The following is a 15,170-nucleotide window of genomic DNA, read 5'->3' as shown; positions in this document are numbered from 1 at the left end:
GCCAAGCAGGTCGGGACGGTGGGGTCTCGGTCGCGGTGCCGCCATCGGCGCCGGGGCACGGGACCGGTCGTCGCGGGCTATCCGGCTCGGCCTGAGGACGTCACGACGCCAGGTGGTGACGTCCGCAGAGTTCCGCACACGTGCGGGGGCGGGGCCACGCGGCCCAGCACCTCGAATGTCCAGGAGGACACAGCCGTATGGCCAAGATCATCGCATTTGACGAGGAAGCTCGTCGCGGCCTCGAGCGGGGCATGAACCAGCTCGCCGACGCCGTCAAGGTGACGCTCGGCCCCAAGGGCCGCAACGTCGTGCTCGAGAAGAAGTGGGGCGCTCCCACCATCACCAACGATGGTGTGTCGATCGCCAAGGAGATCGAGCTCGAGGACACCTTCGAGAAGATCGGCGCCGAGCTGGTCAAGGAGGTCGCCAAGAAGACCGACGACGTTGCCGGTGACGGCACGACGACGGCGACCGTCCTGGCCCAGGCGCTGGTCCGTGAGGGCCTGCGCAACGTCGCCGCCGGCGCCAACCCGATGGCCCTCAAGCGGGGCATCGAGGCCGCCGTGGCGAGCGTCTCCGAGGGCCTGCAGCAGCTCTCGAAGGACGTGGAGACCAAGGAGCAGATCGCTTCGACCGCCTCCATCTCCGCCGGTGACTCCACGGTCGGCGAGATCATCGCCGAGGCCATGGACAAGGTCGGCAAGGAAGGCGTCATCACCGTCGAGGAGAGCAACACCTTCGGCCTCGAGCTCGAGCTCACCGAGGGCATGCGCTTCGACAAGGGCTTCGTGTCGGCCTACTTCATGACCGACGCCGAGCGCATGGAGGCCGTCTTCGACGACCCCTACATCCTGATCGCGAACAGCAAGATCTCCGCGGTCAAGGACCTGCTCCCGGTCCTCGAGAAGGTCATGCAGGGCGGCAAGCCGCTCGTCATCATCGCCGAGGACGTCGAGGGCGAGGCCCTGGCCACCCTGGTCGTCAACAAGGTCCGCGGCACCTTCAAGTCGGTTGCCGTCAAGGCCCCCGGCTTCGGTGACCGTCGCAAGGCCATGCTCGAGGACATCGCCATCCTCACCGGTGGCGCGGTCATCAGCGAAGAGGTCGGCCTCAAGCTGGAGAACGCCGACCTGAGCCTGCTGGGCCAGGCCCGCAAGATCGTCATCACCAAGGACGAGACCACCGTCGTCGACGGCGCGGGCAACGCCGAGCAGATCCAGGGCCGGGTCAACCAGATCCGCGCCGAGATCGAGAAGTCGGACTCCGACTACGACCGCGAGAAGCTGCAGGAGCGCCTGGCCAAGCTGGCCGGCGGCGTTGCGGTCATCAAGGTCGGCGCGGCCACCGAGGTCGAGCTCAAGGAGCGCAAGCACCGCATCGAGGACGCCGTTCGCAACGCGAAGGCGGCCGTCGAAGAGGGCATCGTGCCCGGTGGTGGCGTCGCCCTGGTGCAGGCCGGCAAGACCGCGTTCGACAAGCTCGACCTGGTCGGCGACGAGGCCACTGGCGCCAACATCGTCAAGGTCGCGCTCGACGCCCCGCTGCGTCAGATCGCCGTGAACGCCGGCCTCGAGGGTGGCGTCGTGGTCGAGAAGGTGCGCAACCTCGAAGCGGGTCACGGCCTCAACGCCGCGACCGGCGAGTACGTCGACCTGCTGGCCGCGGGCATCATCGACCCGGCCAAGGTCACCCGCTCGGCGCTGCAGAACGCCGCGTCGATCGCCGCGCTGTTCCTCACCACCGAGGCCGTCGTGGCCGACAAGCCCGAGAAGACCCCGGCTCCGGCCGGTGCCCCGGGCGGCGGTGACATGGACTTCTGAGTCCAGTCCCAGCTACACAGAAGAAGGGCGGGTCGCCTGGCGACCCGCCCTTCTTCATGCCCTCATGTCGGGGTCAGCCGCGGTGGCGTCCCGGGCGGTGCCGGCCCGGACCGTGCAGGCCCAGGGCCGCGCCGGCCAGCCGGACCCGGTCGCCGCCCGCCATCAGCAGGAACCCGCCGATCAGGACGGCGATGCCGCCCGCGACCACGACCGAGATGATGTCGGCGCCGGTCTTGGCCAGCTTGCCGTTGCCCGCCCCGACGTCGGTCGCCGCCGCCTTCACGGTGACCGTGATGATCGCGGTGGCGGTGCCGCCGTGACCGTCGCTGACCGTGTAGGTGAACGAGTCCACCCCGCCGGCGTAGCTCTGGTTGGGCGCGTAGGTGACCGTGCCGTCCGGGTTGAGGATCGCCGTGCCGTGCTTCGGCTTGCCGATCTTGACCACGGTCAGCTTGTCACCGTTGGCGTCCTTGTCGTTCTTCAGCGGCGTGATGACCACCGAGTCGCCGGCGTCGACCGAGACGTTGTCGTTGACCGCGACCGGCTTGGTGTTCACGCCGGCCACCTTGATCGTGATGGTGCCCTCGGCCACGTTGCCGGCCTCGTCGACCGCCTGGTAGGTGAAGCTGTCGGTGCCGCTGAAGCCCTTGGCCGCCACGTAGGTGACCGTGCCGTCGGCGTTCAGCTTGGCCGTGCCGTGCTTGGGCTGACCGATCGACTTCACCGTCACCGGCACGCCGTGCTGGTCGACCGTCGGCAGCGTGATCTTCACGCCGACACCCGGCTTGGCGGTCAGCGACTTGTCCGGCACCACGGGCGGGGCGCCCACGGTGATGGTGACGGTCGCGGTGGTGTGGTTGCCGTCGCCGTCCACAGCGGTGTAGCTGAACGTGGCGACACCGGTGAAGCCGGCCGGCGGCGTGAACTTGACCTTGTTGCCCTCGATCACCGCGGTGCCGTGGTCGGGCGTGGTCACGCTGCTCAGGGTCAGGGTGCCGTCGGGGTCCAGGTCGTTGCCGAGCACGGCCACGGTGATCGGCTGCTGGTACGGCGTGGTCCGCTCGTCGGCCACGGCGACCGCCGCGCCCGAGCTGACCGTCACGGTGACCGTCGCCTGGGCGGTGCCGCCGTTCCCGTCGCTGATCGTGTAGGTGAAGGTGTCGGTGCCGGCGTAGTCGGCGGCCGCCGTGTAGCGGACCTTGCCGTTGACGATGGTGGCCGTGCCGTGGGCCGGGGTGCCGACCGCGGTCACCGTCAGCGTCTGGCCGGTGTTGGGGTCGGTGTCGTTGGCCAGCACGTTCACGTCGACGCTCTTGCCCGCGAGCACCGCGGCCGAGTCGTCGGCGGCGACCGGGGCCGAGTTGGCCACGGTGACGGTCACCGTGCCGGTCACGTCGTTGCCGGCCGCGTCGCGCACCACGTAGGTGAACGTGTCGGTGCCGCTGAAGCCGGTGGCCGGCGTGTAGCGGACCTTGTTGCCGACGACGCTGGTGGTGCCGTGAGCCGGGGTGCCGGCCGAGACCAGCGTCAGCACGCCGCCCTCGGGGTCGGTGTCGTTGGTCAGCACCGCGATGTCCACGGGCTGGCCGCCCGGGGTGGTGGCGGTGTCGGCGCCGGCCACCGGCAGCGCGTCGATCACGATGGTGACCGTGCCGGTGTCGGTCAGGCCGAGGTCGTCGGTCAGCACGTAGTCGAACGTGTCGGTGCCCTGGGTGAGCGGGTTCGGACGGTAGCTGACCGTGCCGTCGGCGTTGAGCGTGACCGTGCCCTTGGCCGGCGTGCCGAGCGTGGCGATGCTGAGCACCTGGCCGGTGTTCGGGTCGCGGTCGTTGGCGAGCAGGTCCAGCTTCGTGGTCACGCCGGGGCGTACGACGAACCGGTCGTCCACCGCGATCGGCGCGGCGTTGCGGACGGTGACCGTGATGATCGCCGTGGCGGTGAGCCCGTGCGCGTCGCGGATCGAGTAGGTGAAGGTGTCGGTGCCGAAGAAGCCGGCGTTCGGGGTGTACGCGATCGTGCCGTCGGCGGCCAGGACGGCGGTGCCCTTGGCCGGGTTGGTGATGGCGGTGACGGTCAGGGCGTCGCCGTTCTCGTCGGTGTCGTTGGCCAGCGGCGTGATCGTCACGGCGGTGTCCGTGTCGGTCGTGCTCGCGTCGTCGCGGGCCACCGGAGCCGTGTTGACCAGGCCGATGGTTACGGTCGCGCCCGCCGTGCCGCCCTTGCCGTCGTCCACGGTGTAGTGGAACGAGTCGCTGCCGACGTAGCCGGCGGCCGGCGTGTAGGTGACCTTGCCGTTCGCGCCGACGGTGGCGGTGCCGTGCGACGGCGCCTGGTCGATGGTCACGGTCAGCGGGTCGTTGTTCGGGTCGGTGTCGTTGGCCAGCACGTCGATCGTGGCGACGGTGCCCGCGGGCACGGTGACCGAGTCGGGCCCGGCGGTCGGGACGCCGTTGGTGACGACGATGCTGACCGTCTTGGTGTCGGTGCCGCCGTGACCGTCGTCGACGGTGAAGGTGAAGCTGTCGTTGCCGGCGTAGGCGGTGGCGGGCGTGTAGGTCAGGGTGCCGTCGGCGTTACGGGCCAGGCTGCCGTTGGCTGGGTTGGTGAACCCGCTGACGGTCAGGGTGTCGCCGTTCGGGTCGGTGGCGCCCTGGAGCGCGTCGATGCGTACGGCGGTGTTCGTGGCCGTGTGGACGGACTGGTCGGCCGCCGTGGGCGCGGCGTTGGCCACGGTCACGGTCACGGTCGCGGTGTCGTCGTCGGTGCCGTCGGTGACGACGTACGTGAAGGTGGCGTCACCGGAGAACCCGGCCGGCGCCGAGTAGACGATCTTGCCGGCCGTGATGGTCGCGGTGCCGTGGTCGGGGGTGCCGACCGACTTGATGGTCAGGGTGTCGTGGTTGGCGTCGGTGTCGTTGTTCAGCACGTCGATCGTGACGTTGCCGCGGTAGGCGACGGTGGCCTGGTCGTTCGCGGCGACCGGCTTGGCGTTGCCGACGGTGACCGTGACGTTGGCCGTCGACTGCGCGCCGAGGCTGTCCTCGACGACGTAGGTGAAGGTGGCGGTGCCGGCGAAGCCCGCGGGCGGGGTGTAGGTGACGGTGTCGCCGTTCAGCGTCGCGCTGCCCTTGCCGGCAACCGGCTGGGTGATCGAGGCGACGTGGATCGGGTTGTTGTTCGGGTCGGAGTCGTTGCCGAGCACGGTGATGTCGATCGGGGTGCCGGCCGGGGTGGCCCGGGTGTCGTCGACCGCCACCGGGGCGGCGTTCGCGGTGGTCACGGTGACCGTCGCGGTGTCACTGCCGCCGCGGCCGTCGGAGACGAAGTAGCCGAACGAGTCGGCGCCGGTCCAGCCCAGGTCGGGCGTGTAGGTGATGGTGTTGTCGGCGTTGACGACGGCCTGGCCGTGCGTCGGCGGGGTGCCGAGGGTGACGGTGAGGTCGGCGCGGGCGTCGTCCGGGTCGCTGTCGTTGGCGCGGACGTCGATCGTCACCGGGACGCCGTTGGTGGTGCCGGCCGAGTCAGCGACCGCGGTGGGGGCGGCGTTGACGCGTACGGCGGCCGAAGCGGTGTTGTTGGGCACGACCGAGTCGGCGCCGGTGCCGGAGACCTTGAGGACCGCCACCGCGCTCGGGTCGGCATTCGACGCGATCGAGGCCGGGATGGTGAAGGTGGCCGCGGTGTTCTTGAGCAGCGCGCCCGCCGAGCAGGTGACGACCGAACCCGCGAGCGTGCAGCCCGACGGGATCGGGCCGGTGGTGACGCCGGTGGGCAGGGTCAGCTCGGCCGTGGCGGCCGGCTCCAGGTCGGTGCCGTTGTTGGTGACCTTGACGGTGTAGGTGAGGCCGTTCGGCGAGGTGGCGCGCTGCACGGCGGTCGGTGAGACGGTGAGCGCGGCCGACAGGTCGGCGTGCGGCTGCTGCACGGTCATGGTGCTGGCGGCGGGCACGCCGTTGACGGCCATGCCGGTGAACTGGGCCGTGTAGGAGCTGTTGGCCAGGTTGACGATCGAGTAGCCGGCCGGGGTGTCGTTGTCGACCTTGACCCGGAAGGTGAGGGTGGTGGTGTCGTTGTGGGCCAGCGTCCCGACGTTCCAGGTCGCGGTGCCGCTGCCGAACTGGGCGTTGTCGTCACCGGAGGCGTCGGTCCGCGGGGCACCGGCCACGGTGAGCGAACCGGGCACGTAGGTGGTGTGCGTCGGGATCGCGTTGCTGATCACGGTGTTGAGCGCGGTGTCGGTGCCGTCGTTCTTCACCACGATCGTGTACTCGATCGTGTCGCCGGGCAGCAGGTCGCCACCGTCGAGGTCGGCGCCGGTCACGGTGGACTGCACGTCCGGGGCGAACAGGTCGGTGGTGAAGGTGACCACGCCCGGGTAGAAGGTCTCGCCGCCGGTGGTCAGGGTCAGCTCGGCGTTCTGCACGTTGTTGCCGAGCTTGCCGGTCGCGTCGAACTGGTCGACGTCGACGCCCATCAGGTTCTTGTTGCCGGGCGAGCGGCCGCTGGTGATGTTGGCGCCGGCCTCGCTCACGGTGCTGTTGAAGAAGTTGTCCTCGGGGTTCGCGGCGTCCGACATCTTCTGGTTGTCGAGCATCAGGTTGTCGCCGGTCAGGCCCAGGTCACCCTCGTAGACGACGGTGCCGACGCTGGCGTGCACGGTGCCGCTCTGCGGGGTCTGGAAGCCGCTGACCGGGATCTTGACGCTGGTGTCGCTGCTGCTGACCACGCCGAAGCCGTCGAAGATGCGCAGGCTGTGCATGGCCTCGCTCGCGTTCTGGTACGCGATCGCGAGCGCCCAGCCGGCGTACCGGTCCTTGCCGGTACCGGCCTGGATGTCGGCCACGCTGTAGACGCCGCTGCCCGCGCCCGAGACGAGCGAGGTGACGTCGGCGAAGCCCTGGTAGGCCGAGTTCGTGCCGTTGGTGAACACCGTCGAGGCGGTCACTGCGTTCCAGGACGAGGCTGACGGCGTACGGAAACGGACGTTGCCCTTGTTCCCGGCGTTGAGAGCCGCGGCGCCGCTCGTGCCGGCGGAGGTGTCGGCGCTCCAGTAGAGGCCCGCGAACAGGACCTTGCTGTTGGCGGGCAGCGTGATGGTCGCCGTGCTGTCGTTGAACGTGCCGGCGTCACCATCGGCGTCCGCGTACTGCATGACGTAGTTGTTGTTGTTCAGCGTGGCCAGCCCGGAGCCGGTGGCCAGGCCGTTCTGACCGTCGGTGCAGCCGGTCGCCGCCGGCGGGCACACCATGTTGGTGTTACCGCGCAGCAGGATCGAGCCGTTGACGTTCGCCTGGAAACGGGAGCTGAACGCGGTGGTGATGGCCGCGTCGGCCCGATTCCCGAGGATCGTGATCGTCACCGTCATGGCGACGGCGGCCACCACCGCCAGAACCAGCGTTCGGTAGCCCTTGGACCGCAGAACGGCTCGAAGCATCAAGATCCCCGTCGTCTCGAGGCGGCACCCGAACTCCAGTGATCCGGGCCAAGGATTGACGCTAGGGACCGTCGGGTGCGGTTCGGTTGCACACAGCAACGGGTTCGGGAGCGCTTGCGGGCGCTAACGTGGGACGCGTGCGCGAACCCTCCGTCTCCCGTTACGCGGCCGGTCGTCTCTCCCCGATCCGCCGGGTCTCCGACATCCGGCGTCTGCGTGACGAACAGTTCGACGTCCTCGTCATCGGCGGCGGGGTCACCGGCGCCGGCGCCGCCCTCGACGCCGCCTCCCGTGGCCTCAAGGTCGCCCTGGTCGAGGCCCGTGACCTCGCGGCCGGCACGTCCAGCCGCTCCAGCAAGCTGATCCACGGTGGCCTGCGCTATCTGGAACAGCTCGAGTTGCACCTGGTGCACGAGGCGCTGACCGAGCGGGGCCTGCTCTCCACCCGGCTGGCGCCCCACCTCGTGCGGCCGGTGCCGATCCTGGTGCCGCTGCCCACCGGCAATCCGGCCGCCCGGGTCGGCCGGCGGGCCTACTACGGGCTCGGCGTGGCGGCGTACGACGTCTTCGCGGGTGTCTTCGGCACCGGCCGGGGCATGCCGCTGCACAAGCACCTGAGCCGCGACGGCGCCCGCCACCTGTTCCCGAGCCTGCGGGCCGACACCCTGGCCGGGGCGATCCGCTACTACGACGGCCAGGTCGACGACGCCCGGCTGGTGGTGACGCTCGCCCGCACGGCGGCCAGCCTCGGCGCGGCCGTGGTGACCAGCGCCCGCGTGGTGGGTTTCGTCCGCGAGGCCCGCGAGGTGGTCGGGGTGCGCGTCCGCGACCTCGAGTCACCCGACTCACCCGAGTTCGAGGTGCGCGCCCGTACGGTCGTGGCCGCCACCGGCGTGTGGAGCGACGACATGTCGCAGATGCTGCGCGATGTGGGCGTACGTCCGGGTTTCCGGGTCCGCGCCTCCAAGGGCGTTCACCTGGTGGTGCCGCGCTCGGCCATCACCGGCGAGGCCGGGCTCATCCTGCGCACGCCCACCTCGGTGCTCTTCGTCATCCCGTGGGGCGGCCACTGGATCATCGGCACCACCGACACCGACTGGAAGCTCGACCGCTCCCACCCCGCCGCCTCCGCCCGTGACATCCGATACCTGCTCGACCAGGTCAACACGGTGCTCGACCGGCCGCTGACGACCGACGACATCGAGGGCGTCTACGCCGGGTTGCGGCCGTTGCTGTCCGGCGAGGCCGACTCGACGTCCAAGCTCTCCCGCGAGCACGCGGTGGTCGAGCCGATGCTGGGCCTGCTGCTGGTGGCCGGCGGCAAATACACGACCTACCGGGTGATGGCCTCCGACGTCATCGACCGGGCGGTGGCCCGGCTCGGTGGCCCCCTTCCGGAGTCCCGCACCGACCAGCTGCCGCTGCTGGGTGCCGACGGCTACAACGCCGCCTGGCGCGACCGGCAAGACACGGCCCGCCGCCACGGCGTCACCGCGGGCGTGATCGAGCACCTGCTCGAGCGCTACGGCACGCTGGCCGTCCACCTGCTCGCGATGATCAAGGCGGATCCCGACCTGGCCGTCCCGCTGGCCGGCGCCCCCGAATACCTGGCGGCCGAGGTGGCCTACGCCGCCCTGGCCGAGGGCGCACTGCACCTCGACGACGTGCTCACCCGCCGCACCCGCATCTCGATCGAGACGGCCCACCGCGGCACCGAATCGGCCGCCCACGCGGCCGAAGTGATGGGCAACGCGCTCGGCTGGGACAAGGTGGTCCGCGAGCGCGAGGTCGAGCACTACCTGGCCCGGGTGGCCGCGGAACGGCAGTCCCAGACGATGCCGGACGACGCGGCGGCCGACGCGGCCCGGGTCGGTTCGCCCGACGTCCGGGGGTTCGCGGCCGACCGCGGGATCGACCTGATGCAGATCGACCTTTGATCCTCGTCGACGAACCGGTGTGGCCGGGGCGCGGACGGCTCTGGTCACACCTGGTCAGCGATTTGTCGTACGAGGAACTGCACGTGTTCGCCGAGATGCTGGGCGCGCCCCGGCGGGCCTTCGACCGGGACCATTACGACATTCCGGCGTTCCGGTTCCGGAGTGCGCTCTGGCTCGGTGCCGAGCTGGTGTCGTCGCGGGAGCTGGCGTCCCGGTTGCGGGCCGCCGGGTTGCGGCGGCCCAAGCACCTGTTTTCCTAGCCCTCCAGCTCCTTGGCTATGTTGCGCCGCGCTCGCTCCTCCCACTGCTCGCGCAGCGGCTCGAGACGGTAGATCGAGGGCAGCTCGAGCAGGGCCTTGAGCACCTGGGCGCGGCCGGCCCGGAAATCGGCCTCCGGGACGTGCGCATACTCGCGGCGGATGGCGGCGGTGTATTTCCCGTACGCGTCGTCGTCGCCCGCCAGCACGGCCAGATCGGCGTCGCAGAGCAGCTCGCCGTCCGGGTCGTCCTCCTCGGTGGCGTGCCCGGCGGTCAGGCTGACCAGGCGGGCCACCTCGCGGGCATTGCCATCGGGGACGCCGAGCGTGCTGAGCAGGCCCTCGGCGAACTCGGCGCTGTCCCGCTCGTTGGCGTCGCCGAGCGCGCGCGGGTCATAGACGGCGTCGTGCATCCAGGCGGCCAGGCGAACCCGCTCGGGATGCGGAGCCAGCTGCCCGAACTGGTCGACTACGTCCAGAACGGCCTGCAGGTGCGAAACGGTGTGATATTGCCGCTGGGGTTCGGACCAGCGTTGCAGGAGGTAGCCGGCCGCTGCTACCAGGTCGTCGTCGCCGACTGTTGCGCCGGCTTGGCGGGCCGCATCCCGAAACCCCTCAACAAGATTCTCCACGCGGCAATCCTGACACCGGTTGGCTGAGGCCTTCGTACGGGCGTCGCGTCGTTCTTTCCGGGTTGCGCCGCGTGGTCGTCGCGTAGTTTGCTCTGTTTGCCCATTGCGGGCGTTGCCTCGTTTGCTCCATGCGGGCGTCGGGTCGTTCGCTTCGGGCGGGCGTTGTCTCTTTGCGTCGCGTGGGCGTTGTCTCGTTTCGGGTTCCGTGTCATCGCTGGGCCTAGGGTTTGGGCATGAGTGAGGCAGGGCCGCCGGGGTGGATCGCGCGGAACGTGGAGCGGGCGCTCGGCGGGCTCGGGGAGGGGTTGCGGCGGACGAGGTACGGGCTGGCGCTGGCCGTGCAGGCGGGGGTGGCGGCCGGAATCGCGTGGTTCGTGGCGCACGACGTGATCGGACGGCCCAGTCCGTTCTTCGCCCCGATCGCGGCCGTGATCACGTTGGCGTCGTCGGTCGGGCAGCGAGTACGCCGTACGGCCGAACTGGTTCTGGGCGTCGCCATCGGCATCGGGATCGGCGACGCGCTCATCCTGCTCATCGGCAGCGGACCGTGGCAGATCGGGTTGATCGTGCTGCTGGCCGTACTGGTGGCGACCGCGGTCGGCGGGGGCACGCCACTGGTGGTGCAGTCGGCGTCGTCGGCCGTGCTGGTCGCGACGCTGACGTCGACAACCGGGCTGCCCTGGACGAGGTTCTTCGACGCGCTGGTCGGCGGCGGGGTCGGGCTGGCCGTGATGACACTGTTGCTGCCGCTCAACCCGCTGAACGTGGTGCGCCGGGCGGCCGACCCGGCCCTGCGTGCGCTGGCCGACGGACTGCACCAGGTCGGGATCGGCATGGCCGAACGGGACCGGGAGACGATCCAGGACGCGCTGGCCCACCTGCGGGAGGCCGAGGCAGACTTCGCCGCGTTCTCGGCTGCGGTCACCGCCGCGCGCGAAAACGTGGCCTTCGCACCGGCGCGCTGGCGAAACCGCGGGGCGCTGGCGCTCTACGTCGACGGGGCCAGCCACATCACGTACGCGCTGCGGAACTGCCGGGTGATGAGCCGCCGAGCGGACACGGCGCTGGGCGACGACGAGACGATCCCCGATGTGCTGCCGGTGTCGGTGGGGTTGCTCGGGGACGCAGTCGACCTGCTGCGCCAGGAGTGGGCGCGCGGCGTGGAGCCGGAAGCCGCCCGGGAGCGAGCTTTGCGGGCGGCGGCGGAGTGCGGGAAGGCGTACGAGGAAGGGGTCGGTTTCTCCGGCGGGGTGATCGTGGCGCAAGTACGAACCACGGCAACCGACCTGCTGCGCGCCAGCGGGGTGGAACATGCCGAGGCGCCGCGCCTGGTGCGCCGCGCGGTCGGCTGGCACGGGCGCTCACGCTCCGGCCGACGCAAACCAGCCTCCCGCACAGGACTCAACCGTCCCGAAGGCTCCCACAGCTGACCACCTCGCCGCGCCCAGGTCCGAACCGGCCACCCCGGGGGCTGCTCCGACCATGGTCTCGCCTGACCGCTGGCTGGGCTGATGGTGGGCTGCGCTGACTGTGGGCTGGGCCGATGGCGGGCTGACTGTGGGCTGGACCGATGGTGGCCTGGTCGTGAGCTGGGCCGACCGTCCGCTGGGCCGATGGCGTGCTGGGCTGGCCGTGGGCTGGGCCGATGGTGGGCTGGCCTGGTCGTGGGCTGGGCCGACCGTGCGCTGGGCCGATGGCGTGCTGGGCCGGCCCAGGGCTGGACCGTTCGTGGGGCTTGGGTTGGCTGTGGGCATGTGGTGACACGGCTCGGACCGAACCGGTCGTGAGGGTGAGTGTGCGTGGCTACTGCTGCGGCGGGTTCTCGCTGGTGGAACGTCCGTCCTGGTCCGGGGGCGTCGCAGCGGGATCGGCGGGCGACGGCGCGAAGGGCGGCGGAGTCGGGAAACCGGAGGTCGGCGGCTGGCCGGTGCTGGCTGGGTAGGTGTAGTCGGGCTGGGCGCCGATGGTCGGCTGGCTGTCGTGGGCCGGCTGGGCGCCGTCGCTGGGCTGAGCGCTTTGGTCATGCTGTGCGCCCTGGTCAGCGTGGGTTGAGCCCGGCTGGTAGCTGTAGCCGTCCTGGTAGCTGTAGGCGGGCTGATAGCTGTAACCCGGCTGATAGCTGTAACCGGGCTGCGTGCCTTCGTCGGGCTGGGTTGCGTTCGGGCTGAGCTGCGTGCCTTGGCCGGGCTGAGGCGCGTGCGACTGTGTGTCTTGGCTGGGCTGTGCGCTTTGGCTGGGCTGGGGCGTGGTCGGCTGCGAGCTGTGGCCCGGCTCCGTGTTGGGGTTCGGTTGGATCGCGGGCGACTGTGTGCCGTAGCCGGGATCGGTGCTCTGGCTTGGCTGCCACCCCTGGCCGGATTGGGGTGCGGGCGGCTGGGCTCCGTCGCTGGGATGGGTGCCGCTGTGGCCGGGCTGAGCGTTGTTGCCCGGCTGGGGAGTTTGAGCAGGTTGGCTGCCATACCCCGGCTGGCCATAGCCTGGCTGGCCGCCGTAACCAGGCTGGCCGCCGTAACCAGGCTGGCTGTAACCAGGCTGGGGGCTGTAGCCAGGCTGGCCGTACCCGGAGTGGGTGCTGTGACCAGGCTGGGCACTGCCGTAGCCGAGTTGGGGGTCGTAGCTGGGCTGGGGACTGCCGTAGCCGGGCTGAGCGCCGGAGCTGGGCTGGGGACTGCCGTAGCCGGGCTGAGCGCCGGAGCTGGGCTGGGCATTGCCGTAGCCGGGCTGGGCATTGCCATGGCCGGGCTGGGGGCCGTAGCCGGATTGGGGTGCGGGCGGCTGGGCTCCGTCGCTGGGATGGGTGCCGCCGTAGCCGGGCTGAGCGTTGCTGCCCGGCTGGGGAGTTTGAGCAGGCTGGCTGCCATACCCAGACTGGTCATAGCCAGGCTGAGCGCCGCCGTAACCGGGCAGGCCGTAGCCAGGCTGAGCGTGGTAACCAGGCTGGCCATACCCAGGCACCGTGCTGTAACCAGGCTGGGCGTACCCGGGCTGAGCGGTGTAGCCAGGCTGAGCGGTGTAGCCAGACTGAGCGCCGCCGTAACCGGGCTGCGGACTGTAGCCGGGCTGGGCGCCCCCGTAACCCATCTGAGCGCCGCCATAACCAGGCTGAGCGCCGCTGTAGCCGGGCTGGGCGCCGCCGTAACCAGGCTGAGCGCCGCTGTAGCCGGGCTGAGCGGTGTAACCGTATGCGGGCTGCTGTGCGCCGGGCCACTGGCCGGGCTGTGGCGCGTAGCCGTAAGGAGCAGGCGCGCCGGCGTAAGCGGGCACCCGGATCGGCAGCGGCACCACCGGCTCGCTCGGTGGTGGGACCGTGCGGGTCACGCCGTCGGGGAAGGCTATCTGGTAGTTGTCGCCGTCCCAGAAGGCCTGCGGCGCCTGCGGATCGCGGCCGGTGAAGGCGGCCCGGTGCTCGAGGATCTCGGCGAGCAGGCGCTGTTCCTCGGCGGCGGCGTGTTCGATGTCGGCCGGTTTGCGGTCGAGGCCGCGGTTCATGCCGTCGCGGAGCAGGGCCAGCTGGGTCGAGGCGAACTGGAAGCTTCGCATCGCCTTCTGACCGGACTGCCCGGCCACCCGCCGGGCCCACTGGCGGGCCGAATAGCGCCGGCCCAGGCTGCCCAGGGCGGCTACTTCGGGGGGTGAGAACCAGCCCGTACGCACATAGAACGGCAGCACCCGCTCGGTCAGCCGGCCTTCCCAGCTGCGCAGCGCGATCGCGAAGCCGACGACGGCGAAGAAGAACGGGACCATGAAGCCGAGATAGCCGTACAGCATGATCAGGGGTTGGGAAAGGTTGACCGAGAGCGTCGGCAGCAGGTTGAACGTGCCGTGCAGGATCATCGCCAGCAGCAGGCCGGCGATCGGGGCCAGCCAGCGGACCCGGCGGTCGCCGGAGCGGGCCGCGATGCCCAGGCCGATGCCGGTCATGGCCGAGAACAGCGGGTGGGCGAAGCCGGTGAAGAGGATTCGCACGATGAAGATGGCGAAGAGGTTTTGCAGGCCGGTCGCCGGGCCGTATTGCTCGACGCCCGCCGCGTAGCCGTGTTCGCCCAGGTAGAGCACGTTTTCCACCATGGCGAAGCCGAGCGCCGACATGCCCAGATAGACGATGCCGTCGGTGATGCCGGACCATTCGGCGCGGCGCCGCCAGAAGAGCAGGATCGGGCCGGCCGCCTTCATCAGCTCTTCGATGAACGGGGCGACCAGCACCGCGACCAGCGCGTCGGGCAGGCCGAGCTTTTCGAAGAGCAGGGCCGAACCGGTGTTGACGGCCAGCGCGACCGCGGTGGCGATCGCGGCGCCCCAGGCGAAGCTGAAGGCCAGGTATTTGATCGGCTCGGGCTCGTAGCGGTCGAGCCACAGGAAGCTGGCGACCAGCAGCGGGACCGGGACGATGGCCGCGGTCAGGCCGATGGCGAGGCTGGTGCCACCCATGTTGACGCCGAGGAACAGCAGCATGCCGATGGCGCCGGCCAGCAGGAACGCGACCACCCCGGCGATGGGCAGCCAGCGCCGCCAACCCGTCTTGCGGGCGCGCGCGACCGGCAGCGACCCGGGCGACAGCGGGGCGAGCGGATCGAAATGTCCGGCCTCGGGCACGACCACCCCGGCCGGGACCGGCCCGACGGGCGTAGGCGGAGGCCCGGACAAAGCAGCGGGAGACGAGACCGGGCCGGCGTGCGCGGTGGAGTCAGCGTCGGGCGAAACGTCGGCCATGCAGCCAGAGTAGTCACCCGAACGAGGACAGGCCGTCCCGGAGGATCATCAACAGGTCAAAGATAGAGGCCGGTGCCGTCCGGTTCGACCCGGCTGGCCGCGACGGCATGCACGTCACGCTCGCGCAGCAGCACGTAGCCCTTGCCGTGCAACTCGACCTCGGACCGGTCGTCGGGGTCGAAAAGGACGCGGTCGCCCACGACGATCGAACGCACGTTGGGCCCGACGCCGACCGCCGTCGCCCAGGACAGCCGGCGGCCCATCGACGCCGTCGCCGGAATCACGATGCCCGCCGTCGAGCGGCGCTCGCCCTCGCTCCCGTCCTGCCGCACCAGCACACGGTCGTGCAGCATGCGGATCGGCAGTCCGCTCTCGGTCCG

The 15,170-nt window shown here is 70.7% G+C and carries 7 protein-coding genes and 1 pseudogene; 4 read left to right on the top strand and 4 right to left on the bottom strand.

What is annotated here, in order from left to right; all coding sequences use genetic code 11:
- Nucleotides 1-197 precede the first annotated feature (197 nt).
- A complete protein-coding gene (gene groL / locus KOI35_RS06610; RefSeq protein WP_215785139.1) occupies nt 198-1,820 on the top strand; it encodes a chaperonin GroEL in 1,623 nt (540 codons plus the stop codon).
- A 73-nt stretch (nt 1,821-1,893) separates the two neighbouring features.
- On the opposite strand, the gene KOI35_RS06605 is transcribed toward groL, so the two are convergent.
- Entirely contained in the window at nt 1,894-7,254 is a 5,361-nt protein-coding gene (locus tag KOI35_RS06605; protein ID WP_215785138.1) for an Ig-like domain-containing protein, read from the bottom strand.
- A 137-nt stretch (nt 7,255-7,391) separates the two neighbouring features.
- Between KOI35_RS06605 and KOI35_RS06600 the strand changes: the two genes are divergently transcribed.
- Together KOI35_RS06600 and KOI35_RS06595 are read left to right on the top strand one after the other, a co-directional pair.
- The gene (locus KOI35_RS06600) at nt 7,392-9,191 is read left to right on the top strand and encodes a glycerol-3-phosphate dehydrogenase/oxidase (protein ID WP_215785137.1); all 1,800 of its coding nucleotides are present in this window, start codon (nt 7,392-7,394) and stop codon (nt 9,189-9,191) included.
- Nucleotides 9,188-9,451: a DUF4031 domain-containing protein gene (locus KOI35_RS06595; protein ID WP_215785136.1), complete on the top strand. Its 264-nt coding sequence runs from the start codon at nt 9,188-9,190 to the stop codon at nt 9,449-9,451. The genes KOI35_RS06600 and KOI35_RS06595 overlap by 4 nt, the downstream gene beginning before the upstream one ends.
- Here the strand turns inward: KOI35_RS06595 and KOI35_RS06590 are convergent.
- Nucleotides 9,448-10,080, bottom strand: coding sequence for an HD domain-containing protein (locus KOI35_RS06590; RefSeq protein ID WP_215785135.1), 633 nt, complete (start codon nt 10,078-10,080; stop codon nt 9,448-9,450). The two genes, KOI35_RS06595 and KOI35_RS06590, sit on opposite strands and share 4 nt — an antisense overlap.
- 233 nt (nt 10,081-10,313) lie before the next feature.
- Here KOI35_RS06590 and KOI35_RS06585 point away from each other — a divergent pair, with 233 nt between their 5' ends.
- Nucleotides 10,314-11,510, top strand: coding sequence for an FUSC family protein (locus KOI35_RS06585; protein WP_215785134.1), 1,197 nt, complete (start codon nt 10,314-10,316; stop codon nt 11,508-11,510).
- A 1,468-nt stretch (nt 11,511-12,978) separates the two neighbouring features.
- On the opposite strand, the pseudogene KOI35_RS06580 reads toward KOI35_RS06585, so the two are convergent.
- Together KOI35_RS06580 and KOI35_RS06575 are read right to left on the bottom strand one after the other, a co-directional pair.
- Nucleotides 12,979-14,790: pseudogene (locus KOI35_RS06580) on the bottom strand (PrsW family intramembrane metalloprotease); the annotation flags it as partial.
- A gap of 56 nt (nt 14,791-14,846) precedes the next feature.
- Complete coding sequence (locus KOI35_RS06575) at nt 14,847-15,143, bottom strand: GroES family chaperonin (protein WP_215785523.1); 297 nt, start codon at nt 15,141-15,143, stop codon at nt 14,847-14,849.
- Nucleotides 15,144-15,170 lie beyond the last annotated feature (27 nt).

The sequence above is a fragment of the Paractinoplanes bogorensis genome (assembly GCF_018829635.1).
Classification (GTDB): Bacteria; Actinomycetota; Actinomycetes; order Mycobacteriales; family Micromonosporaceae; genus Actinoplanes; species Actinoplanes bogorensis.
Note: the sequence above shows the minus strand (reverse complement) of the source record. Positions and strands in the feature narration are given on the sequence as shown.

Coding starts and splice junctions, on each gene's coding strand:
- KOI35_RS06585 (WP_215785134.1), top strand. CDS start 10,314: ATGAGTGAGGCAGGGCCGCCGGGGTGGATCGCGCGGAACGTGGAGCGG.
- groL (WP_215785139.1), top strand. CDS start 198: ATGGCCAAGATCATCGCATTTGACGAGGAAGCTCGTCGCGGCCTCGAG.
- KOI35_RS06605 (WP_215785138.1), bottom strand. CDS start 7,254: ATGCTTCGAGCCGTTCTGCGGTCCAAGGGCTACCGAACGCTGGTTCTG.
- KOI35_RS06575 (WP_215785523.1), bottom strand. CDS start 15,143: ATGCTGCACGACCGTGTGCTGGTGCGGCAGGACGGGAGCGAGGGCGAG.